General features: G+C 61.8%; 18 protein-coding genes and 1 pseudogene. 11 read left to right on the top strand and 8 right to left on the bottom strand.

All coding sequences use genetic code 11. The features are described from left to right. Positions 1–109 precede the first annotated feature (109 nt). The 5 genes and pseudogenes from KQ305_RS13260 to KQ305_RS15455 form a co-directional block, all read left to right on the top strand. A complete protein-coding gene (locus KQ305_RS13260; protein ID WP_259725877.1) occupies positions 110–1177 on the top strand; it encodes a type I restriction endonuclease in 1068 nt (355 codons plus the stop codon). A gap of 19 nt (positions 1178–1196) precedes the next feature. After that, positions 1197–1517 carry a hypothetical protein gene (locus KQ305_RS13255; RefSeq protein WP_259725876.1) on the top strand — a complete coding sequence of 107 codons (321 nt, stop codon included), beginning with the start codon at positions 1197–1199 and terminating at the stop codon, positions 1515–1517. A 612-nt stretch (positions 1518–2129) separates the two neighbouring features. Beyond that, positions 2130–3470, top strand: a complete 1341-nt coding sequence (locus tag KQ305_RS13250) for a hypothetical protein (protein WP_259725875.1) — start codon at positions 2130–2132, stop codon at positions 3468–3470. Between the two features lie 432 nt (positions 3471–3902). Then, positions 3903–4097, top strand: coding sequence for a hypothetical protein (locus KQ305_RS13245; RefSeq protein ID WP_259725874.1), 195 nt, complete (start codon positions 3903–3905; stop codon positions 4095–4097). A gap of 77 nt (positions 4098–4174) precedes the next feature. Further along, a pseudogene (locus tag KQ305_RS15455) lies at positions 4175–4405 on the top strand (thermonuclease family protein); the annotation flags it as partial. 713 nt (positions 4406–5118) lie between these two features. On the opposite strand, the gene KQ305_RS13240 reads toward KQ305_RS15455, so the two are convergent. From KQ305_RS13240 to KQ305_RS13225, 4 genes are all read right to left on the bottom strand, one after another. Then, positions 5119–5340: a hypothetical protein gene (locus tag KQ305_RS13240; RefSeq protein WP_259725873.1), complete on the bottom strand. Its 222-nt coding sequence runs from the start codon at positions 5338–5340 to the stop codon at positions 5119–5121. A gap of 578 nt (positions 5341–5918) precedes the next feature. Then, entirely contained in the window at positions 5919–7247 is a 1329-nt protein-coding gene (locus KQ305_RS13235) for an alpha/beta hydrolase (protein WP_259725872.1), read from the bottom strand. 20 nt (positions 7248–7267) lie between these two features. Next, on the bottom strand, positions 7268–7987 hold the full coding sequence (locus tag KQ305_RS13230) for a hypothetical protein (protein WP_259725871.1): 720 nt from the start codon (positions 7985–7987) through the stop codon (positions 7268–7270). Positions 7988–8020: 33 nt separating this feature from the next. Beyond that, a complete protein-coding gene (locus tag KQ305_RS13225) occupies positions 8021–11347 on the bottom strand; it encodes a CHAT domain-containing protein (RefSeq protein WP_259725870.1) in 3327 nt (1108 codons plus the stop codon). Positions 11348–12324: 977 nt separating this feature from the next. On the opposite strand from KQ305_RS13225, the gene KQ305_RS13220 reads away from it, so the two are divergent. Both KQ305_RS13220 and KQ305_RS13215 read left to right on the top strand, forming a co-directional pair. Next, positions 12325–12738: a hypothetical protein gene (locus KQ305_RS13220; protein WP_259725869.1), complete on the top strand. Its 414-nt coding sequence runs from the start codon at positions 12325–12327 to the stop codon at positions 12736–12738. A gap of 863 nt (positions 12739–13601) precedes the next feature. Further along, on the top strand, positions 13602–13928 hold the full coding sequence (locus KQ305_RS13215; protein WP_259725868.1) for a site-specific integrase: 327 nt from the start codon (positions 13602–13604) through the stop codon (positions 13926–13928). A 198-nt stretch (positions 13929–14126) separates the two neighbouring features. Here KQ305_RS13215 and KQ305_RS13210 read toward each other — a convergent pair whose 3' ends face one another. Next, the gene (locus KQ305_RS13210; protein WP_259725867.1) at positions 14127–14390 is read right to left on the bottom strand and encodes a hypothetical protein; all 264 of its coding nucleotides are present in this window, start codon (positions 14388–14390) and stop codon (positions 14127–14129) included. Positions 14391–14811: 421 nt separating this feature from the next. Between KQ305_RS13210 and KQ305_RS13205 the strand changes: the two genes are divergently transcribed. The 3 genes from KQ305_RS13205 (at position 14812) to KQ305_RS13195 (ending at position 17010) form a co-directional block, all read left to right on the top strand. Further along, entirely contained in the window at positions 14812–15033 is a 222-nt protein-coding gene (locus tag KQ305_RS13205) for a hypothetical protein (RefSeq protein ID WP_259725866.1), read from the top strand. A gap of 275 nt (positions 15034–15308) precedes the next feature. Further along, complete coding sequence (locus KQ305_RS13200) at positions 15309–16073, top strand: hypothetical protein (protein ID WP_259725865.1); 765 nt, start codon at positions 15309–15311, stop codon at positions 16071–16073. A gap of 400 nt (positions 16074–16473) precedes the next feature. Next, positions 16474–17010 (top strand): hypothetical protein, encoded by a 537-nt coding sequence (locus KQ305_RS13195; RefSeq protein WP_259725864.1) that lies wholly within the window; start codon positions 16474–16476, stop codon positions 17008–17010. A 17-nt stretch (positions 17011–17027) separates the two neighbouring features. Here KQ305_RS13195 and KQ305_RS13190 read toward each other — a convergent pair whose 3' ends face one another. After that, complete coding sequence (locus KQ305_RS13190) at positions 17028–18053, bottom strand: site-specific integrase (protein WP_259725863.1); 1026 nt, start codon at positions 18051–18053, stop codon at positions 17028–17030. A gap of 435 nt (positions 18054–18488) precedes the next feature. On the opposite strand from KQ305_RS13190, the gene KQ305_RS13185 reads away from it, so the two are divergent. Further along, positions 18489–19781, top strand: a complete 1293-nt coding sequence (locus tag KQ305_RS13185; protein WP_259725862.1) for a DUF2252 domain-containing protein — start codon at positions 18489–18491, stop codon at positions 19779–19781. Here the strand turns inward: KQ305_RS13185 and KQ305_RS13180 are convergent. Together KQ305_RS13180 and KQ305_RS13175 are read right to left on the bottom strand one after the other, a co-directional pair. After that, positions 19766–21022, bottom strand: a complete 1257-nt coding sequence (locus KQ305_RS13180) for a mechanosensitive ion channel family protein (RefSeq protein ID WP_259725861.1) — start codon at positions 21020–21022, stop codon at positions 19766–19768. The two genes, KQ305_RS13185 and KQ305_RS13180, sit on opposite strands and share 16 nt — an antisense overlap. Next, positions 21019–22251 (bottom strand): extracellular solute-binding protein, encoded by a 1233-nt coding sequence (locus tag KQ305_RS13175; protein WP_259725860.1) that lies wholly within the window; start codon positions 22249–22251, stop codon positions 21019–21021. The genes KQ305_RS13180 and KQ305_RS13175 overlap by 4 nt, the downstream gene beginning before the upstream one ends. Positions 22252–22513 lie beyond the last annotated feature (262 nt).

The raw sequence follows: 22513 nt of genomic DNA, 5'->3' as shown, positions 1-22513 counted from the left end.
CCCCCATTGGCCCCCTGCTGCCTCCTGACTGCCCCCTGCCGCCCCGGTGGCCAAACCCCTAGGCGACTCCTAAGGTTGGCATCCCCAGGCCCCAAGCCAGCCCGACCCAATGGATCTGATAGACCATCTTCAAGCTCTTTCAGCTAGGGCTCAGCAGACCGGCAGCAACCTCACAAATGAGGAAGCTACGAAGATGGCCTTGATCGCCCCGTTCTTGCAGGCATTGGGGTATGACATATTCAACCCAAATGAGGTCATGCCAGAGTTCTCTGCAGACCTTCCAATGATCAAACAGGGTGAGCGTGTGGATTACGCCATCCTTGAAAATGGGGAGCCGAAGATTCTCGTTGAAGCAAAACCATATGCAACTAATCTAAAGACTGCCGAAAAGGGCCAGCTTCAGCGGTACTTCCACGCAACACAGGCCAGGATCGGTATTTTGAGCAACGGTCGGATTTTCCATTTCTATTCCGACTTGGACGCACCAAACGTCATGGACGACTCTCCCTTTGCGGAAGTTGACCTTCTTGATCTGGACAATGCACCAATAACAGAAGTGAAAAGGCTGTCGAAAGCAATGTTCGACATAGATACTTTGCTATCGACAGCAGAGAAGCTGAAGTATTTGCGCGGCGTAAAGGAAGAAATCAAGAAGGAGTTAACCACCCCAAGCGAGTGGTTTGTGAAGGAGATGGCGGCTCGTATTCATAGTGGCAAGCAAGTCACAGCAAAGGTCAAGGAACTATTTGAGCCAATCGTTGCAGACGCCATCGATAGCTATATCAATAACCGCATTGCAGAGCGTCTAAAAAGTGCCATGCAAGCCGAAGGCAAGTCGGCACAAGAATCGCAGGAAGTTGAAACAGACATCGGTGAAGACCCCAATGCGCTGGTGACAACCCAAGAAGAGCTTGATGGTCTGTATATCACTCGGGCCATCTGCGCATCTGAGATCGACCCTTCAAGGCTTATAGAGAAAGACACAAAGAACTACTTCAACGTGCTGCTAGACGGGAAAAGCCAGAAGGCAGTTGTTCGGCTATATTTCAATGGCAAGAAGAAGTCTATGGAAATATGCGATGCTGCTGAGCCGGCGAATGTTGACTTAGATGGGCCGTCTGGAATTTATCAGTATGCAGATCGAATCAGGGCTGCTCTGAAGCTCAAGCTCGGCTAGTCAAGGCTGAAAACCACTGGTGATCAGCCTGGCCGGTGCCACTGGCCAGTGGATCCGCCTTGCTGAGCACGCGGCCTGGCAGGAGCAGCGGAAGGCCGAAGCGAAGCAGACCGAAGTCCCCAACTCCGAAAAGCAGACCCAGGTGCTGGAAACCATTGGCGGGCTGGCATCACCGAAAGGCTCGACAGTGCGGGAGATCGCTGAGGTGATCTACGGAGCCAACCCTGAACAGTCGCAGATGGTTGGGGTTCGGAAGCAGTGCGACTCGCTGGTGATCCAAGGATTCCTCAAGAGGATCCGCGACTCACGGCCGACCCTTTATCTGGTTGATGAGGGTTGAAAGGTGGGTTCTTGGGTTCTTTCCAGTCACTGCAAGGGTTTAGGTGGGTTCAAGACTGGGTTCTTAGTGGGTTCTTAGGGTTCAGGCGGTCGTTGGAAAGAACCCAGTGAACCCAGTCTTGAACCCAGACGGGAACCCAGCAGATCCCTTCCCGTGCAAGGGGAGAACCCAAGAACCCACCAAAACGGAGAGTTTCATGCGAGATCGCTACCTTTGGCTCCAGTGCCGAGCCCTGCCTCGGTCTCCATGAATCGACGCGAGATGGCACCTCAATCAGGGCATCCTCCATCGCTAGTTGCTGAGTAAATCCCAACGCGGCATCAAGGGGATCCACAACACGGTGGCCATCGGATGGCCGGGGCGTCCTCCTTTCGAGCTGGGTACAGCACAGTGGGGGTTCAGACGCCGATCCGAGGATTGAGCATCTTGTTGCGTGATGTGAAGCCAAGCATTGCGGGCATGCCGATCCTGCAAGGATTGGTTATGCACTCTAGTAAGTGCCTGCGCATTATTTCTATCAGTTGAGGAATAAGGGAGATGGCTTCATACCGGATAAAACTTGATACCATACGATGCTTGCAGTCTCGAAATGCGGGCGATAACCACGACACGTTGAACGTTTCTTTCTGGATCGCTCCAGCGGGGCATTTTCCCACTCCAGACATGACGCTATCGTCTGCACTTGGGATTACCAACGGCCCGCGGATTGATCCTCACTTTGGTCCCGGCGATAGTTTTGCGCTCGTTCGTGACGACAACGCTTGGGGCTACGGACGAAATATTGATTGGGAACTGGTTGTGGACTTGCCAGATGATTCGCTCGCCAATTGGGACGTTTCAATAATGCTTTGGAACAACCGTGGTATAGACGACCCATACGCAGTTACCAAGCTTGTCACAGCTCTTGGGCTGGCGGCTGCTGGGGGCGCGGCGGGGCTGGCTCTAGGTGGGGAAACAACCAAGACCTTCGCTGCCTATGTAGCAGCTGCGGCGAAGGGGCTTGGCGGCGAGGCCATCAAGAAGATTGTAAATTCATTCTTTGCAGACTGGCCGGAGTGTACTGGAATAGTCTTCAAAAGGAGCTTGCCTTGGAACCGAGATAACTTTGGCCAATCGGTTGGCTCGCTGATACTGGAATCGGATCCGATTGACGAGGTACCTGAAGGTTGCCATCGGCCACGTTACCAGGTGGACATCACCGTCACCTCGGAAACGTTGCCTCGATTTGGCACCTCCGAGAAGCTTCGGAAAAGGCGGTACTACGCCGTTCAGGCGCCTGCCAGGCGTCAGTGGCTTGGAACGTGGTTTGATGCATTGTCCTCGGCTTCGATTGGGGTCACGATTCGGCCATCGTCTCAAGGAGGGCCAGATTTTTACAGTGTGGAGATAAAAGAGGACGCACAATACCCGAATGGTTCTCGTGGACAGGTTATCGATAAAAGCTACGATCCAGTCACGGAACTGAACTTACGCGACGCCTTCTACTCAGGAACTGTAATAACAGCGGAAGCTACAGGGATGACAAATGGGATGGTGCATACACCACTCATTCAAGAATTTCTTCGTGACATCGAGACGGCCGCACTTTGGAGAGGCGCGGCATCGGTTTCCAATCTCACGGGCTCGGTCAGCGATCTGATGCTTTCCAGCAGCAGCCAGCATTCTGACTTTTTCGAGCCAGTCAGAACAGGACAAGCCGAGCAGACGTTCAGAAACGAAACCGGAGTGAATCGCAGGGTTATCGCTGAGGTGGTATACACCGCCGTTACAGAAGAGGGCGCCACGCTGTACATCGAGGAGCATGGAATCACATTGCGCCTGTATACAGTTGAGGACATCATGGAGTCGGGAGAGGTCCGGCGTTGGGGCCCGATCCTGCGCTACTACCGAAAGCCTCGTATCGAGGCGACCGTCGCCGATGTTCAGCTCGGACAATACACAGGAGTGAATTAGAAACGCGTTCAATGAAGTTTATGGTGTTGTTCACGGTCTTATACCGCTCTGGTAAACAGATATCGTGTTCACTTGTTGAGTCCCAGATTCATGACTGTGCTGCTCCACCAGGTTGTTCATGCCTGCTACTGAGCCAGCTGCTTTTGGGAGGTGAGGCCACCCCAGTGACCTTTGGGTAGCAGCAGGCGAGGGGACGCCATCCGTCCTGTATGTGGGGCGACTACTCAGGCCAGCTAGTGAAGACCGGGGCGTGCTCGCCGATGATGGTGTCGATTCGTTCGAGGGGCCATCCATCGGGATCGAGGTGCCAGAGGTAGCGGGGCATGGAAGTTGAGCGACTGCACAAAGGGTTCCCGGTGGCGGACAAGTCAGCGAGAATGCCCCCAATACAACTTCTGAACAATGCGCCTCCCAGTCCTGCTTGTAACGACCTTGGCCGCCCTCACCCTGGCTTCGCTACCGGCCGATGCGAAAGTGGTCGCCGAGGGGAAGTCAAGCCCCGGCGGCTTCTATTGGCAGAAGGTTCAGAAAAGCAACGGCAGCATCCAGTACCTCAGCCGGTCGACCAACGATTCTGCGATCCAAAAGAACGCCAAGTGTGATGGGGCGAAAGCCGCCAAGCCTTAGCCGCACCTTTGCGCTCTGTGCCTCACTGCTACTCCTTGCCGGGCCTGCCGCAGCGGCCACTGTGATCTCAGTCGGTGATGGCGACACACTGCGGGTCGCGGATGGTGGGGAGGAACATCACGATCCGGGTGTCATGCATTGATGCCCCGGAGATTGCGCAGGCGCCCTATGGCATGGCCTCCCGCCGCCTGCTGCAGGAGCTGGCACCGATCGGGGCGAAGGTTCAGCTGGTCATCAAGGACCGTGACCGCTATGGGCGCACTGTGGCCGACATCCAGCGCAATGGGCAGAGCATCAACCTGAGGATGGTTCGCGCCGGCCAGGCCTTCGCGTATCGCCAGTACCTCGCGAAATGCGATGCAGCCGCCTACCCAAAGGCGGAGCACCTGGGCCTGGGCGTCCTGGTCGATGGCGCTGACGCGGCCGTAGCCGATGCGTGCCCCCTGCCGTTCCGCAAAGGAGGGGACTCCCCAACCGAAACGGGGCAGGGTTGCGAGACAGCAGACCCCCTGGCCTTCCGTGGTCGGTTCCGTCCCCGATCCGGTGTAGCGGAAACGGTCGTTTGCGGGACAGCTGCTGGGCGTTTGGTGGTGGCTGTCATGGCGTGTCGGTGGTGGTGGTGGATGCGGCGCTGGTCAGGCCAGGGCCAGCAGCAGATCGGCGCGGCAGCCAGAGCAGGCCAGGGCATGGTGGCCAGCAGTACGGGCCAGTTTCCGCAGCTCGCGCACCTGCAGGGCCGCCAGCTGGGGAGTAAGCGCCTAAGGGGCAGGAGCACGCGCCGGTGGGATCAGCAGGGCCAGGGCCTCGAATGTGGCGGCCCCTGCGACCAGGGACAGCAGCACGGCCCGGTCGCTGGTGTCGGTATTCATCAGTGGTTGCGCCCGGCCGGGAATGTAGAGCGTCCGGCTGGCAAGACCAGCTCCAGGGCTCGAACCTGGCTGCCGCCTCGACGGGCTGGTGGTGGTGCGCGTGGCAGTGATGCTCGATGGTGAGGGAGCCAGCCGGCATCCCTAAGCCCCTGTCAGAACAGAACCCAGCCGGTGAAGTGGCGACCCTCGGCGCGATCGATCACAAGGCGAAGCCGGAGCCGCCCTAGGTCCAGCCCCCAGCTGATGGCGCCGCCGGCACGATCGAACCACAGGCCACGGCCCAGGAATTCGGTGCAGCGATCGACGTGGATGGCCAGCTGGCGGCCGAGCACAACCAGCAGGGCGAAGCCGGTGGAGGTGATGGTGCAGGACATGGATGATGGATGCGTTGGGACTAGCAGCGACCCAGGTAGTCGGCGGTGGCGTGGGTGCAATTGCTGGTGGACGATGCGTCCCGCGTTCACTGATGCCGGGAAACGTTGCCATCCGCAATGCAACCCATGCGCTCGTAGTTGCGGACTGGTCCGCCAGATGACTCAACAGGAATCGGTAGGGGGTACTGGGAGGGGTCATCACTTCGCGGCGATGGGGAAAGGTCCAAAATCGGGCGACCCCAAAATCAATGTGAAAGGCAACTTGCAAGACGCATTAGTGGCCGCCTCACTCCCAACTGCAACCATTATGGGAAAATCAGATCAGGGATGTAGCCAGCCCTGGAATGACAATCATCCTCGCCGAAATTGACTGATTGCAGGAGTGGCCAAGACTCTATAGACACTCGATCACCGTTGAAGTTGCTGCAGCAGCAAGGCCACCGCCAATTCATTCCTTGAATGTAGCAAAGAAAAAAAGTGATCTGTCAATGGGCCGCGGTCTTACGCGGCCAGCTCAATATCGCTCATCCCATGATGCCCGCCGAAGGTCAGCTCTCAACGGTTGATGTCCTCCGTGTTCAGCGGTTGAACCTCCAGAATTGCACCCCGTCCTGCTCGTCGGCGACTAGGCGCTGGCGGGCCTGGGGTGGCTCATCGCGGCGCATGAGATCGAACATGTCATTCAGCAGCGCCTCGGCTTCGGCGAAGTACCCGTGGCCGATCCAGTCCAGATCGAAGTTCGGCACCGCCACGGTGTCTACACCTTCCACCACGGTGTATGGAGAGAAGTAGCCGGCTCGGGGCGCGTCATGCAGACGGGCCGAGAAGCCAACGGCCCGATCGGCCGATGAGGCATACAGCGTGGCGCGTTTGCTGAATTGGGGATAGTGACGTGCCAGTTCAAGGAACAGATCACGATCCACATCAGGAGCGGCCAGGAAGATCTGGCCGAATTTCACCGTAGATCGGGCTTGCGTATCCGCGGCGATTCGCTGCAGGGCCCTCAGTAGCCCGCGATTGCCCATGCTGTGGGCGATCAGGTGAACCGTCTCGGCGCCGCAGTGGCGGGTGAAATCGATCAGGAAGTCGGTGATCGCCGCCTCACTGGCCTCGATGGTGGCCTCATCGGATGGATAGGCGGTGAGGCTGCCACGCGACGGCCAACTGAAGAACGCGGTGGCGCCTTGAACGTTGAGGTCCACATCAAGCTGGGCAGCGCGGATGGCGGCTTCCTGGAAGCTGACATTGAAACCGTGCAGAAAGATCAGGGCGTGGGGAGCGGCGCCTTCCTGCCGCGCCTGATCCATAGCGGCTTGTAGCTCAGCAAAGAAGGCTTCGTGCTGGCGCGGTTCGATGGCCTGCAGGCGGAGACGATCGTCCCGGAGATCGAAGCGTTTCAGCCGCTTCCAGAAACTTCTTCCCGTCTCCCCGAAGCGATGGCCCGCCGGCACATGGACTAGGGCCCGGCCGTAGGAGGTGCTGGCGCCGCGGCTGTTTCCATAGTCATCCCCGGCGGGAGTTCGGTTGGTGGCGAACCAGACCGGCACCACCGTGCCAGTGATGGCAGCAGGCCTCGCGGAGGGCGCGCCCGGTGAGAAGGGAAGGCTGCCTCCGATGAAGGAGAAGCTTTGAGGTGAGGGTGTGCCACGTTCCGGGTTGAGGAAGCTCTCCAGTTCCTCCAGTTCCTCCAGATCCTCTCGGGGCTTCTCGGGCGGCTGGCGTAGCTGCGCCATCAGTCCCTGGACCTGTTGCTCGATGGCGGCGGTTTCAGCTGCCTGGTGGGCGAGTTGTTGCAGGATCAGCTGCTCGAGCTGGCCGGCGGCCGCAGCATTCCCCTGACGCACAGCCGCCTCCAGCTCGGCCAACAGTTCGGTGATGGGGCGATCGGGTGAGCCTGAGGGAGTCATGGCGGGAGAGGGGGAGGGGATCAGTTGCCGGCGAGGGCCTGCTGGCGGCATTGCTCCAGGATCTGATCGGTTCTTTGTTGCAGCTCTGCCAGATCAACCTGCAGCTGCGTTAACCATTCGACCAGCGGCCCGAAGGCCGGATCGGCCAGCAGCTCGGCCACTCGGGGCACCACCAGAGCGCTGCCGACCACCTCCGCCTGCCGGAATATCTTGACGTAGTTGACTAGGGAGTTCTGCAGGCCCTGATTCAGGCCCGCGCAGTGGCGATAGAGCAGGGCGGCCAGCTGGTGGCGGGCGGATTCCCTGGACGCCTGCTCATCACGGGCGTCCAGCAGGTAGATCGCCAGGCTGCCGTGGGAGATGGCGCGACTCTCTGGATCCTGCAGGTGCTCTGTGATCGCCAGGGCCTGGCAAGCCTGGCGAATGGCCTGCTCAGTATCACCTAGGTTTTGAAACAAAGCCGCTAAGGAACCGCGCACTTTGGAAGTCATAGATGGATCGTTGGTGAACAGCTCCAGGCAGGCAACCAGTTCCTCTTGTGCTTCATCCAGCCGGTTGAGTGCGATCAGCGTCGAGGCCCGATTGAAGCGGGTCCCCCCGATATCCTCGGCGGAACGGCCCAGGGCCTGCTTCACCTGCAAGCTGGTCTCAAGACGCGCCAGCGCCGAGACCCAGTCCATGCGGTCGTAGTCCGCGCGAAAAGCGACATGCAGCGCAGTGAGGTAGGTGCGGCTGAGCATTTCCAGATCCGGTGCCTCCGGTACGCTCAGGCCCTAGCGGCTCTGGTGCCACCACTCGTCAACCTGCGCCAGGTGCAGCTCGATTTCCGGCAGAGCCGAACGGGATTTGCCCTGCGTAATGTCAATGCCCAGTGCCTGCAGTTCGCTGTTGATCACACCGATCAAGGGTCCGCCTGCCTTCTTCTCAGCCTCAGCAGATTGCATGTGCAGGTCGCGGGCGGCCTGCAGCTCCCCCAAGTTCCTCAGTGCACACCCCCAGTTGGCGTAGGTCACTGCCAGGACCATCCAGCCCTCGCGGTCTTCTTCCACGCTGTCTGCTATGGCCAGGCGCGCCAAGTCGGCAGCCTGCTCATAGAACGGCAGGCTCTGGCGTGGAGCACCGCTGTTGTGCAAAGCATCGGCGAGAAGGATTAGGCATGTCATGCGCGGCCGGCCTGCGGGTGCCGTGTCTACGGCCCAATGGAGGTGGGGCAGAAGGCCCTGCAGTAGCACCGGGTCTTTGATGCTGGTGACCACTTGGCCGGCGACACCGCCTAGCTGGTCGTAGGCACCGGCCTGCACGAAGTAGACGATCGCCTGACGGCCAGCCTCCTGCGCCGTGCTGCCCTGCTGGTGCAGGAGGTCCTCGTAGCAGGCCATCAGGTGTTCGGCATAGTCTCGCCGCACCGCAGCGGCGTCGCGATCCCCTTGCTCGGCGGGGTGGTGCTCCATCCAAGCGTCGATGCGCTCGACCACCAGCGCATGGACGCTGTAGAAGGTGACGGCCTGCTCCGGCTTCTTGCCGGTGGGAACCTGCCGCTCCTGGAGCAACCCCGCCGCCATCAGGGCGCTGAGCAGCGGCTGCAGGGCGGGGCGTTGCGGGGCCTTCGGCAGGGCCTGAAGCGCCTCATGGTCCTCCCGGGGCATCTGATCAAGTTTGCGCTGCTGCTCAGGGGGCAGGGTGTCCCGCAGATCCAACAGCTTGCGGACAAACCGCATTCGCTGCACCTCATGACTCTCAGTGCTCCACAGCCCCTCCAGCAGCCGCAGGGAGACCGGATCATTGGCCAGGGCCAGGATCCATAGCAACTGGCGGGCCCCGGCGCCGGCCTGGGCGATCAGCTGATCAGTGGAGGTGGTGAGGGCGTCACGGAGGTAGCTCTGCTCCAGCTCACGGTTCTGTTCAGCGGCAGTGCCGGTGAAGAGCTCCGGTAATGCTGCGAAGTCCTTCTGCCGCTCGAGCGTGTCGAGTGCCTCCAGCAGCTGGGAACGGCGGTCCGGAGCTGCCGCCAGCCTGGCCAGCCGCGTCATGAGCAGGGGGTGAAAGCGGCTGACGCTCAGCAGCCGCAGCGCCAGCTGACGTTCTTTGAGATCCTCCCCGAAGGCCATCGCGCGCAAGGTGGGCTGAGAGCCCAGATACAGGGCCGCCTCGGCGCGCTGCAGCGGCCCGAGCGGCACCCCATACCCCCGGCCGCCGGCCTGGGCCGCCAGGGGACGGCGGCTGGTGATCAGCACCCTTGAGGATGAGCCCTGCAGCTGCTTGGCCAGCAGCTGCAGGCACTGGTCCCAGGCCGGATCCTGGCAACGCCAGAGGGGCTCGGCTCCATCGGCGTTGTCGGGCTGGGGCAGCAGGTTGGTCTCGAAGTTGTCGAGGACCAGCAGGATGGGCTCATCGCGCAGGGCGCGGCAGAGGTTTTCCATCAACCGCTGCAGCCGTTTGGGGCCTGTGAAGGTCTCGCTTGCCTCGCGGTGGATGGCATCGGCGCGGTGCTGCTGCACATGCGTGTAGTAGCGCTGCTCCTCCCCGGCGAGCCTGAGATGGATGTCCCGCAGGGTCCCCTCAAAGCTCAGGGCGCTGGGCTTGGCCTGATAAAGCAGCAGCCATTGGAAGCGGGATTCCCATAGGTCAAGCGCCTCGCTCAGCAGGGCGCTCTTGCCCATGCCGCCCAGCCCGGTGATCACCGCCACCGGGGTGACCTCGGCTCCGCCGGTGGAGCCGAGGAAACGGGCACCGAGGCCCGCCAACTCCCAGGTGCGCCCCACGAAGGAATCGTGGCTGGCAGCGGTGAGCTCGGGGATGCTGTGCAGCCGGCGGCGGGTCTCCCCACGGGCCGGTGAGCGACCGCTGAGCTGGCGGATAGGGAGGCAGCTGTCCAGCTGGCCGTAGAGCAGGGGTGTGGCGTGATCCGCCCACGCGCAGCTTGCACCGCCCGGGGGATGATTGATCAGTTGCCGGCGGGCCATCGCCAGCGCCGTTGCCGCCTCCTTGGGCGCCTGGTCGGCCAGTAGGTGGCGGTAGAAGGCCACCGCCAGCTGGCGGGCATAGCCATCCCCGACCGCGAAGCGCATCGCCACCACCGTCGGCACCCCGGCAGCGAGCAGGGCCGCGGCGGTGCCGGTGAAGCCGGCCGGCTCGCTGCGGGAGGGATCGCCCGGGGCGGTCGTGCCAAAGGAGGGTGTGCTCTGTTCTGCGGTGGCAACCTTCGTCCCGGTGGGCTCTACGCCCTGCGCCACCGCCAGGAACGAGCTCCAGCTCCTGATCAGCGGTGCGCCGGAATGGCAGGCGCTGAGGAACACCAGCCGCGGCAGGAAACCCCCGGCATCGGCGAACAGCTCCACCAGCTCCTCCCCACTGATTGGATCCGGATGGCCATCGGCGTCAGCGAGCTCCAGCAGGTTCTGGTGGCCGTGGCCGCTCCAGTGGATCAGGTGATAGCCGTCATGGCGCTGGATCTGATCGATCAGCCGCTCTTTCGTGACGCCATAGGAAAGGACATCCGCGATGATCCTCCGGCCGGGGTAGATCTCGCGCTCGAACAGTTCAAGCAACTCACGCCGCTCGCTGCGCGCCGCCAGGGGGCTTGAGCCCCGCGATGCCGCGAAGACCAGCAGCACCCGCAGGGGTTCATCGGCCTCAAGCACCAGCGGCTCCGAGCAGGGGGCATCAGAGGGGGGTTCGATGCGCACCACCAGGTTGCGCTCCGCCAGGGTCTGCTGGTTGGCGCTCGGGCGTGTCAGTTCCCAGGGGACACGGGCCAGAGCGGCCGCGAGGGGATGGGCCTGTTGCGGACCGGTCGGCAGCTGGATGGAGAGGGTGCGCTGGTTGATCGGTTTCCAGAGGAGTTGCGTGATCTTCTCCCCCAGCAGGTCGTGGGCGATGCAGACACCGATGGCGGTGATCTCCTCCTCCTGGCGCTGCTCCTCGATGTAGTCCCGCAGATACTGCCTCAGATCGAAGAGCCCCTGCTGCCGGCTGGCGGTGAGAGCTGCGATGTCGGTGTGGTGATAGTCAATCTGGCTGCCATGGGCATCCAGGAGCCGGAAGTCGGCGCCGCGGCCGGAAGGGTCGAGGCCGATCCGCAGTTGGTAATGGGCGGGCATGCCGTTCGGCCTTTGGCTGGCTCCAGGCTCAATCCTGAACAGAGTCGTGGGAAATGGCCACAAGTTTTTGGGCTCCTGACCCGCAGGGAGCGCGTCAGGCTCGCCGGGCGTCGGTAATGCGAGGTGTGCCTCGCGAGCACTGGATTGAGCGATTAGACCATAGCGCTTAGTGCCGGGATGCCAAGGCCAGCCTCCACTGGCTTGGTCGCTAGGAGGCCCAACCCCCAAGTGCGGTTGGAACAGTGAAGATCGGGCCACAGGCCACGGCCCAGGGAGTCTTCGGCGTGGTCGAGGTGTGCACATCTGGGGGCCGAGCACTACCGGCAGGGAGAAGCCGGCCGAGCTGGTGGGCATGGATGCAGAAGCGATGGGCCAGGAAGCACCTCAGGCGGGGGGCGGTGCAGGTTGCGGTGCGTCAGGGGCTTCTGCCTGAAGCAGGCCAACGCCGGGTGTCGTGATGAAAAGTAGAGATGTCGTAACTCGCAGCAATTGCCTCGCGTGCTTTTGATCCAGGCGCCAATGCTGACCAGGTGCGCCACTGCTGGAAAGGTGGACACATGGACGCCAGCCCACTACCCCAAGGAGAGAGGGGGGGAATGAGCCTCATGCGCTGCAGTGAATGGCCCTAGATCGTGCGACCCCTAACAAGGGGGAGGGGAGTTACGCTATATGTAGCGTATGCGCTCACGGCACGCGCTATTTATAGTGTCCGTAACAAAAAATTCATTTATCTCATCTCGGGAGAAGACCTTTCGAGCGCCACGTGACTGAAACGCTGAGAGGCATGGCCATTCATTCGGCAACAAATGTCGGTAATGCACACAGCCATTTGGCGCTGCCATGTTTTATGGTGTAGAACCACGCAAGTGCCTCATATGCAGGCATTGTGCCTTTGAGTACACTGTCGCACCGTTAAGGCCGTTTGTGGCCAAATCTCTTGCAACGCAGTCATTTCCTTCCCTTTCATCTCTAGGCTAATGCCAATATTCAATTTAACGACCGGGGCGGCAAACGCCTCTACTTCGCAACAGCTGCAGCGCCAAGAAGGTGGTCAAGGATTTTCTGCAGCTGTTGAAATCATCCCAAAGCGAGCCAAGGCTCAAAGGCGTGTTAAATCGGGTCTATCAAGTATGAAAAAAGTTGAAAACGCAATTAACAGCTCTCGTTTTACATGGCGAAATCCCAACTCAATTGCGGAAGAGCTTAAGCTAGACATAAGTGAAGTTATTAAGATTCTATCAAACCGAAGCATCTATATTAAGTCAAAGAACCTTGGCGAAGACGGTGCTCCTCTTTTTACAACTAAAACGAAGTACAGGGAAACTACACCGTTGCTATCAGTTCTTCTGAATAGCATCTCCGGAGAGGCTCCAATAGCCCAAAAAGGCTAGGGATAAATTGTAGATGTTTGAATTTGAAATCATTGGCAAAGCCTCTCATTTGATAGGTGCCGCGGTAATTGCATCTATACTGAAGTCGTTTTACAATATAATTTACAGAAATGCACCTTTTGACTGGAAAGATATTCGAAGGTGGGCTGGATTATTCCTTTTCCCTTCTATCGTAAGTGTGTTTATCGTTATCTGGAATATTGATAACAAGATTGCTTGCATCGACTGCTATGACTTGATGAAAGCTGCCGCTTTAGGCCTAGGCGGATCAGAGGTTGCTTCGTTGTCTGGATCTGTCGCTCAAGAACATGCTGGATCCGCTCCTAGCGAGTAAGAAGCATTGACGAAAACAGTGAAAGAATGAATATTTATAGCCATGGCCAGCTACGATGACGCAATAAGTAAGTCGCGCCAAAAAAAATCATTCCTTCTCATTGCTTAATCGTGGCCTTAACGGCCAATGCCCACGACCAGATGGGGTGTGGTAGTTAATTAGAAGTAACCGTTTAGACCAGCCCGCTCCCTAAGCGCCTCATGCAGAAAAGGCGCAACTATGGAAAGACCGGTTACGACCCTCATGGCCCCCGCCTCCCGCCGCTCCGCCGACCGCGCCCTCCTGAGGGACCGGCCTGCGACGTCGACCCCCGTCAAGCGGGCCGCCGTGCTCGACGCCGCCCAGATCGCCCAGATGTTGGAGATCGCCAGGCCTCGCGATGCCGCCCTAGTGGCCCTGATGACGGCCGGCGCCATGCGGGTCGGCGAGGTCACCCTTCTGACCTGGAACGACGTCGCTGCCTGCGTTGTCAACGTGCCCGGCGGCATCACCAAGACCGGCGCCGGCCGGACCATCAAACCTGCCCGAGGTGGCCTGCCGCTACCTGCTGGCCTGGAAGGAGGCCTGCCCCTCTACGAAGAAGGGCTGGATTTTTCCTGGCGTCGCCAGCCAGCCGCTCAGCGTCCGTGGAGCGCAGACCGCGATCAGCAAGCTGGCCGACCGCCTGGGTATCGAGGGGGTCTCCAGCCACAGCTTCCGCCGCTCCGCCCTCACCGCTGCCCATTCCGCCGGGCTGAGTCTGCGAGAGGTGGCCGAGATCAGCGGCCACCAGAGCCTCGCCGCCTTGGAGAAGTACCTCGATGCCGACGCCGCGAAGGAGAAGGCAGAGGCCGCCCGGGGCCTGCTGTTGAAGTGATCCTGCCCCTCATCTTGATAGAGCAGTAGCAGGTGATCAGCCCCGGGAATTGAGGGAATCGTGATTCTCCCCATTCCCGAGGCCTTGCTCGATTGCAGGCACCACTAAGCGCCCCCTCAGTGCGGCTACGCCTGCAGCGTTTTAGGCCTGGCCTGACGTAAGCCAGGCCAGACTGTCCCAAAGCTCTGCGGCTAAGCCCTAGCAAGCTTTCTTGCAGGCTTTGCCCGCTGCCTTGGCGGCAGCTTTGCAAATAATGTTTGCGGGAAAGTCAAGCAATTCGCAGGCAGCCGTTGCGACTTGTTCAGCTACGTCGCATAGGTCTGTACATGTATCTAAAACTTCAGTATCAAAGGTAACCTCCTGCCCAGGAAAGCAGGTTGAGATGATTTTCTCAATCTCTTGCTGGGCAATAGGAGGCAACTCTTCCCAAGCTGAAGAAGCTAGTACTTTCGATTTTGTCATGGGGAAAACAAAGGTGGAACACGTACATAGTTAGCAAGGCAAATCTAGACACAAAAAAATCCCTTACACTTCTTCACATATGACATCCTGGCCATTAATAATTTCGATTATGCACTGCATATCTGCATCACTTCTGCTTTACAAAAGATGACGCTTGCATGCTTCCGGCGCGGCATAGAAAACAATGCGCTGAATGTTGCAGCGTCCTGGATAGTCCTGGATAAAACGTGAGCCTGTACACCCTCCGCCCGAGCCTGGCCACGACAATGAGGCTGCTGCCCTCGCCCTGATCGGGGGCTGACCCCGGCACCCTCAACATGGGGCGCCCCTTCAAGCACCCAGGAGCCGCGGCTACGGCTGGGGCTTTCTGATGGGTCGCGCACTGCCGCCAGACTCAGCGGACAGTGTCGGACCCCGGCCGATGCCGTCGCCAGACTCCGCCCACACCGCCGCCCATGCCGCCGGCTACAGCCTGCGGGAGGTGGAAGAGCTGACCGGTCACCAGAGCCTCGCCGCCCTGGAGCGGTACCTAGACCAGGACGCAGCCAAGGAACGTGCCGAGGGCGCCCGTGGCCTGCTGCTGAGGCGACCGGCAGGAGAGCACCCCATCCGACGGCCTGACCAGCCTCTGGAGCTGGTCTGAGCCTGCCTAACTTTCCGTGTACGGATGTAGAGGCTCAGAAGTTAGTGCAGCTGACAACAATTCCCGCTGCGTCGATTCGTGTTGATGCACAGCGTTTCCAGTTCAAGCTCCATGCCAGCCGCGCAGGTACAACGCCGGTCCTGCAAGATGCCGCTCGCTGGAATCCTGACCTGGCCGGCGTACTGACTGTTTGGCACGATCGAGCAGACCCAGGCCCGTTCGTTGTCAACGGCCATCACCGGCTGGCCCTCGCCCTGCGCTGTGGCGTTGAACTGGTGGCGGTGAGGTTTCTATCTGCAGCAACCGCCGTCGAGGCCCGAACCATCGGCGCTCTGCAGAACATCGCAGAGGAGCGCGGCACTGCAATCGACGCGGCCAAGCTATTCAGGGATACCGCCATGGGCCCCGAGGAGCTGGCCGCCTACGGGGTGCCCCGGGATGGCCGGACAACGCGAACGGCGCTGGAGCTGGCCCACCTGCCGCCGGATCTGTTCGAGGCCGCGGCGATCGGGCGGCTCCCCCTGGAGGTAGCAGCCGCCATCGGCAGCAGCCGTGCCCCGGACACGATCCAACGTCAGTTGGCCCAGCTGGCCCTCCGCAACGACTGGACCGCCGCGAAGGCAAGGGAAGCCGCCGAGATCGCCCGCCTTGCATACCTTCGCCCCTTCACCCAGAACTGCCTGCCCGGCTGTGAGGACCTACTGGAGAGCAGCGACCTGGAGCCGCTGCTGGAGATTCGCGCCGCCATTCGTGCCCGATTGCGCTCCGAGATCAGGGACCTGTCGGCTGCTGCGCTCCCCAAGCGGGCGAGCGTTCTGGCCGCGGCCGGGAATGTGATCGACGCCGAAGGAAGCCGGCAGGCAAGGGCAAAGGTGCAGACCAGCGCTGCCTACTTCGGAGAGCTGGTCAATCACCCTGGCCCGTTGGCCGATCTGGTGGGACTGCTGGCTGGTGAGATCACCACGAAGCGGCCCGCCAGTGTGATCGTGAGCGAGAACCTGGGGCTGCTGAGGGAGTCGATCGCCGCGCTAATCGGCTGATCGCTGGAGCTAGCCTGTTTGAGATACCTAGCCTGAAGGGTGCTCGTTGGTGGCCTCTTTGGATCCTTTCGTATTGCCGGACATGCGCCGGCCTGGTGAGCCCATGCTGTCGGTCCCGCTGAAGCTGCCGGCACCAATGGCGGCTGATCTGCAGGAGTGGGCGGACAAGATGCGCTGCTCCCGTGCTGCCCTTGCCCGCGCACTGCTAGCCCAAGGTCTGGAGAGGCTAGAGGGCCGCACCCCTCTGGCATGAAACAGCGGGTCCCTTTGAGCGCTGCATAGAGGGGATTGATTCTATCCGCGTTGGTTGCCTACTTAGCTGGCCAAAACGATGAGATTGAGCTAGCTCAATAGCCTGATTAGGCTATACGAACCCCTACCCCGTGTCCGCGATTAGATTATGGCCGCATACTCAGTTTCAGAAGCCGCCCTTCGCACCGGCCACAGCAGGGCGCAGCTGTGCTGCTTAATCAAGGATGGCACCCTCAAGGGTTACCTGCGCTCTACTCCAACCGGTCAACGCCTCCTGGAGCTGGCACCGCCCGATCTGCCGCCGCTGATCGATTGCGTAACCGCTTGTACAAGGCTGCGGATCAGCAACAAGCCGAAGCCGAAACCAGCACCAGAGCCTGTTCCTGACCCTGACCTTGAAGCGTTCCTGTCGAGGCTGTGGGGCCCCATGACGCCAATCGTTAATCGTGCGCTGGCTGATCAGGGTTGGCCGCCGCTGGAACCTGCTCAGCTGCTGGCCATTGCAGGCACTATCGAGCAGGTAATTTCCCGTGACTTTCCAGTGCATGACACAACCAGTAGGGAATGGTGGGCGGATTGGCTTGAAATCGAAGGCGAAGATCCCTGGCGGTGCGGGCACTGCGGGGAGCCGTGGAATCCACAGCACCCGGAATATCGCCGGCCTGTTACTGGCAAGCCGACTTGAGGGGCTTTGGTATTCCTTCACGCTGTAAAGGCTGCATCAAACGCTGCCGCCGTAGTGGCCTCTGATGCCCACCTGTAGCTGCTGGCATGAACCGCCAGGCTGTGACCCATGGCAGATGCGACCGCCCCCACTTCCACCCCATGCTGATGGCACCGCAGGCTGTAACTATCCCTGAAGGTGTATGGCCGCAACCATTCCCCCCTGGCGGTGTGTAGCGCCTTCAGCTCCTTCCATTCCGGTTGGATCCGTAGAAACCGTTCGACGTAGTGGCCGTTCAACACTCTGAACCCACCATCACGCCCCTCTGGAAGCTCCAGAAGGCCCGCTGCCATCGCCCCGGTGATGTTCCAATCCTGCCGCTCACCCATGGCGTTGTGAGGCGGCGCAGGCAGCAGCCAGCGTGGGGCTGTGAGTTGGCCACCGCAGGTCTTGCGGTAGCGGCACCACATTCTCAGCACCCCCTGATCATCGGGCTTGGGAACAAGGTGCTGAAGCTCTACAGGCCGCAGGCCGAACAACGCCAGGGTGCGGAGTACATTCGCCCAGCCTGGGTTTCGGCGCTCTACCCCCTCGATGAGATAGAGCATTTCGGGATCGGCCAGCGTGGCCTTTGTTCGCTTCTCGGACGGTTTGCCCCGAAGGGTTTTCACCATCGGGGCCGTGATGGTCCAGCAGGCGGGAGCATGGTGGCGGGCCATGGCGTGATCGGTCAGATTGCGGATGGCAATGCAGCAGGCCGCGCGGCTGGCCGCTTTGCCCTTCCACCGCTCCAGAGTGCGCTGGAGGAGCCCATGCCCATCGTGGGGCGGATTGGGGCACTCCAAGATCCGCAGTGCTTCCTCCATGTATTGCTGGTAGTTGGTCTTCCACGTCGCATAGAGGATCTCGTTACGCCCATTCATTAGTTCCGTTCTGAGGCCGTTCACAGCGGCGCTCCAGTCGGTGCCTATCTTCATAGTGTCGCTTCCCTCCACAACCGTCTGCAGGGCACCCCTGACCGTCTGCTGGCCGCTGGCGACGAGCCGGTAGATGTGGCCGATCAACTGGAGGGCCGCCGCTTGGCCACCTGGTTCCCATTTGACGGGGAGCACTACGCACTCATCAGGGGCCCCCTGATCCGCACCCTGAGCCGGACTCTTCCCCTTGCGTTGATGACGGACCATCCCTGGCGGCCTTCTCGAACGGCAGAACGGAAACCGACCTCCCACGGACGACCTGAGTTGATGGCTGGCATGGGGCGTCTGCTGTTGACTCGGTGGCCTGGATGGTCACCAGCGTGACCATAAAAGCTCCCCAATGCTAATCAGTACTCCCAGCGATTCCCCCAAATACCAGGCCCTGTCTGAGGTGGCTTGTGACGGCAAAGGCTTTTTCATTTCTGTCACCCACATGACCCATGGGGCCTGGAAGGGCCCTTTTCAGTGTCGCGGCCTGGGCGGCTGTCAGCCTTGCGATGTGGCCACCTGCAGGGGATTCGAATGACCAGCCAGCGCCCCGATCCCATGGCCGTCCTGCGGGAGCAGGAAGCCCATCGCCTGCCGTGGCTGCTGCCGATCCGCCACGGTCGCATGGCCCAGAGTCCGCTGGCCTTCTTCCGCGGCGCTGCGGCCCAGATGGCCATCGACCTGGCCTGGCAGCCCCATTCGGGGGTGATGGTCCAGCTCTGCGGGGATGCCCACCTGATGAACTTCGGCTTCTATGCGTCCCCGGAGCGCACACTGGTCTTCGGCGTCAACGACTTCGACGAGACCCTGCCGGGCCCCTACGAATGGGACCTCAAACGGCTCCTGACCAGTGTGATGCTGGCCGCGGACAGCCTGGGGATTGCCGCCGATGACGCCCGTTCGATCGTGCGCCGGAGCGCCCGTCGCTACCGGCAGGCCCACCGGGATCTGATCAAGCTCGGCCACCTCGACCTCTGGTATCACCGCGTCGATGTGGCGGCCTGGCGGGAGGGGGTGAAGCACAAGCCCCTGCGGGAGTTCCTCGATGCCATCGCCGAGCAGGCCCAGCACAACGACAACCGCCGGGCAGCGCGCAAGCTCTGCCAGCGGGGCGCCGATGGTGTGTACCGCTTCCGCCATGACCCGCCCCTGCTCTGGAGCCTGGAATCGTTGGCCAGCCAGGGAGCCGACCCGGTGGCGCTGCGTCGGTCCGTGCAGCAGTCCATCGAGCACTACCGCGCCTCCCTGCGTCCGGAGATGCAGTGGCTGGTCGGCCGCTACAAGGTGCTCGACTTCGCCCTCAAGACCGTTGGCGTTGGATCGGTGGGCACCCGCTGCGCCATCGCCCTCCTGCAGGGCCGCGATGACGACGACCTGCTGATCCTGCAGAGCAAGGAGGCGGGGGCGTCGGTGCTCGAGGCCCATCTGGGTCCGAGCACGGCGGGCTCCCCGGGCGAGCGGGTGGTGCGCGGCCAACGCTTGATCCAGACGGTGAGCGACAGCTTCCTGGGCTGGGTGGAGGCCGCCCCCGGTGGTGTGGCCAGCTACTGGCGTCAATTCCGCGACTGGAAGGCCATGGTTCAGCTGGAGGACCTGAATCAGGACGCCCTCGCCGACTACGGCGAGCTCTGTGCGGCGGTGCTGGCCAAGGCCCATGCCCGTTCCGGCGACGGCGAGGCCATCGCCGCCCACCTGGAGGCCATGGGGGACGCCGATGAGCTCCTGGCCGACTTCGCAGGGGCCTACGCCGAGCAGAGTCGCGCCGATCACCGGCGCCTGGTGGCGGCGATCGCCGACGGCGAACTGGAGGCTCAGTCGCCGGGCTGATCAGTGCCCCGAGCGCTCGGCTGAACGGGGGGCCGCTCGATCACGATGTGGGGGTAGGGCAACTCGATGCCCAGCGTCTGGAACCGTTCCACGACGGACTGGACGACGGCACTGCAGCGGGTCCGGTTCTCGAACGGACTGGCAATCCAGAACTTCAGCACGTAGTCCGCGCCGCAATCCCCCACCCCCTCCAGGTAGGCCTTCGGGGGGAGATGGGTCTCCACACCTGGCACGGCGGCGGCGATCTCCTCCAGCAGGCCCAGGATGGTCTTGACCGGTTGGTTGGCATCGACGCTGATGGCGATCTGGGTGCGAAAGCGGGTGCGACCGACGCCGAATTCGACCGTGGTGCTGTTGAAGAAGGTCTGGTTGGGGATCACGAGCTCGGCATTGTCCCGGTCGCGCCAGAGTCGCGTGGCCCGCAGGCCCAGACGTCGCACTTCGCAGAAGTCGCCATCAAGGGCGACGATGTCCCCGGGCCGCAGGGAGCCCTCAAACAACAGCCAAAGACCGCTGACGAAATTGCCGAAGACCTCCTTGATGCCAAAGCCGAGGCCCACCGAAAGCCCTCCGGCAATGGCCAGCATGGCGGTGCTGTTGAAACCGATCGTCTCCATCACAGCCACGGTGCCGAGCGTGATCACCGCGTAGCGCACCATCAACCCCATGGCGCGCACACTCACCCGATCAAGGGCAAACACCCGCTTGAGCAGCCAGGCCACCCCCAGTGAGGGTGGCCCTGAGGAGACCATGAGCAGATACAGCACCACCACCAACCACGTCAGGTCGCCGACATTCACATCCGCCCCCATCCACCGACCCAGGGGGATCAGAGCCAGTTCGGCGCGGGTGTCCAGCAGTTCGATCAGGGACCAGACCATCGCCCCGAACAGGAAGGGGCGGATCAGCAGATAGCGAAGCGGCTGAAGTTGATCGGCGGGCAGCCAGCTCTGGCTGCGGCGCAGCACCAACTCCGACACCTGCAGGCTGGCCACGAAGGTGAGCAGCAGCAAGGCCAGCGTCACCGGCTGCCGGGCCATGGCCAGCAAGCCGCAGCCCAGCCCTCCCACTACCACCGTGCCACTGAGTTCAACCACCCAGTGCGGGGCCGAGTGCTGGAAGCGCCTGGCCAGCAGCCGAACTCCCACCACGGCCAGGGCCACCAAGGCAAGCTGGACGAGGACCTGGGGCCGGCTCAGCATCGGCAACCAGCCAAGGATCTGGCCGAACAGCTCGTTCATGGCACAGGAGCGAGGGCCCTGATCACGGCCTCGGTGGCGTCCATCGCGGTCAGCTCACCGAAGGCCACGGCAGACACGAGGCCACTGAGCTCACGGTCGCGCGGGTCGCCAGCAGGCAGCAGCTTGGAGATGGCATCGCTGGCGTCGGCCTGCTCGACGGACCGCTGCATGGCCTTGAGCACGGGGGTGTGCAGGGCCGAGGGTGGCACGAAGCGATTGGTGGGCAGCATGTCCTGGTTGTCCGTGGCCAGGGTGCTCTGAATCCAGGGGTTCAGGGCAAAGGCAGCCAGGGCTTCCGCCACGCGCCGCTGCCGGGCCGTGGAGCCGGTGCCGAAGGCCAGCACCCGCAGCCGCGTGATCGGTGTGGGCGGTCCGTAGGGGCCGCTGGGAAGGGCGCTCACCCCGAGGGCGGGCCCCAGGGACGCGCGCAGCCGGCTGAGATTGCTGCTGTTGCAAGGGATCCAGTCCAGACGCCGCTCCAGCAGACCCTGCACCAGCGCCTCCTGGTCGGGCTCGATGAACACCTGCTGGTTGAAGTTGGCGGCCGAAAGCCACTCCAGCCAGCGCTGCAGACCCTGGCGTTGCTTGGCCTCCAGGGGGCGCCCGGCCGCGGCGGCGATGATCGCCCGATCGGCTCCCAGGGGGCCGGTGCTCCAGAAGAGGCTGCGCGATTCCACCGCCAGACCCACGCGAAGTCCCTGGCGGGCCTGGTCGATCAGAGCGACGGTGGTGGCGGGGCTGGCGGCCACCTTGCTGCGGTTGTAGCAAGCGAGTTGCGGTCGCCTCAGGATGGGTAGGCCCGCCAGAGTCCCCGGCGTGATCTCCAGTCGCGCCAGGGAGTCCGGGTCCATCTGGTTGCGGGTGGCCTCGGGAATGGTGAGGTCCCGGGCCAGGTCCGATTCCACCAGGGTGCGGGCGGTGGAGCCAGCCACCAGCATCAGATCAGGGCCGAGGCCAGCGGCCTGGCGGCGGCGCACCTCCTCGATGAAATCGCTCTCGCGGAAGAGGTTTGTTTCGATCGCCACGTGCGGGTGCAGTTGGCGAAAGGCCTCGACAATCATCTGGGCCTGCAGGACCTCCTCCTGCAGGATCCCTTTGGTCAGCGGCTGGTCACCTTCGATGCTGATGGCGAGGTAGGCCGTTCCGCTCAAGTCCTTCGAGCTGAGGCCGCAGGCGGACAGCAGCGTGAGGGGCAGCGTCAGCAGCAGGAAGGCTTTGGCCGCTTTCATCGGCTGCAGGGACCGTGCTGGTGAGGCTGGGCGGCGGGTCAAGGGGGAAGCCGGTGAAGGTTGTGCTCTGCGATGCCTATGCCGTACTTGGTTTCGACCGCGATCCAGAGGTTCTTCATCGATGGGCGATCAAGCCGGGAGGCCTTCACTCCATGGAGGGGCCGTGCGGCACCTGGGACACCCGCGGTTGGGGCGCCGATGGGGACACGATCAACCTAATTACAGAATCATGGTACGAGCACTCGTTCGCCCACGGTTTTCA

The sequence above is a fragment of the Synechococcus sp. CS-1332 genome (assembly GCF_025127995.1).
Taxonomy (GTDB): domain Bacteria; phylum Cyanobacteriota; class Cyanobacteriia; order PCC-6307; family Cyanobiaceae; genus Cyanobium.
Note: the sequence above shows the minus strand (reverse complement) of the source record. Positions and strands in the feature narration are given on the sequence as shown.

What these genes read in the sequence shown, in the direction of transcription:
- KQ305_RS13260 (WP_259725877.1), top strand. Translation starts at nt 110, where the DNA reads ATGGATCTGATAGACCATCTTCAAGCTCTTTCAGCTAGGGCTCAGCAG.
- KQ305_RS13240 (WP_259725873.1), bottom strand. Translation starts at nt 5,340, where the DNA reads ATGTCCTGCACCATCACCTCCACCGGCTTCGCCCTGCTGGTTGTGCTC.
- KQ305_RS13235 (WP_259725872.1), bottom strand. Translation starts at nt 7,247, where the DNA reads ATGACTCCCTCAGGCTCACCCGATCGCCCCATCACCGAACTGTTGGCC.
- KQ305_RS13230 (WP_259725871.1), bottom strand. Translation starts at nt 7,987, where the DNA reads ATGCTCAGCCGCACCTACCTCACTGCGCTGCATGTCGCTTTTCGCGCG.
- KQ305_RS13225 (WP_259725870.1), bottom strand. Translation starts at nt 11,347, where the DNA reads ATGCCCGCCCATTACCAACTGCGGATCGGCCTCGACCCTTCCGGCCGC.
- KQ305_RS13220 (WP_259725869.1), top strand. Translation starts at nt 12,325, where the DNA reads ATGCCAATATTCAATTTAACGACCGGGGCGGCAAACGCCTCTACTTCG.
- KQ305_RS13210 (WP_259725867.1), bottom strand. Translation starts at nt 14,390, where the DNA reads ATGACAAAATCGAAAGTACTAGCTTCTTCAGCTTGGGAAGAGTTGCCT.
- KQ305_RS13205 (WP_259725866.1), top strand. Translation starts at nt 14,812, where the DNA reads ATGCCGTCGCCAGACTCCGCCCACACCGCCGCCCATGCCGCCGGCTAC.
- KQ305_RS13195 (WP_259725864.1), top strand. Translation starts at nt 16,474, where the DNA reads ATGGCCGCATACTCAGTTTCAGAAGCCGCCCTTCGCACCGGCCACAGC.
- KQ305_RS13185 (WP_259725862.1), top strand. Translation starts at nt 18,489, where the DNA reads ATGACCAGCCAGCGCCCCGATCCCATGGCCGTCCTGCGGGAGCAGGAA.
- KQ305_RS13180 (WP_259725861.1), bottom strand. Translation starts at nt 21,022, where the DNA reads ATGAACGAGCTGTTCGGCCAGATCCTTGGCTGGTTGCCGATGCTGAGC.
- KQ305_RS13175 (WP_259725860.1), bottom strand. Translation starts at nt 22,251, where the DNA reads ATGAAAGCGGCCAAAGCCTTCCTGCTGCTGACGCTGCCCCTCACGCTG.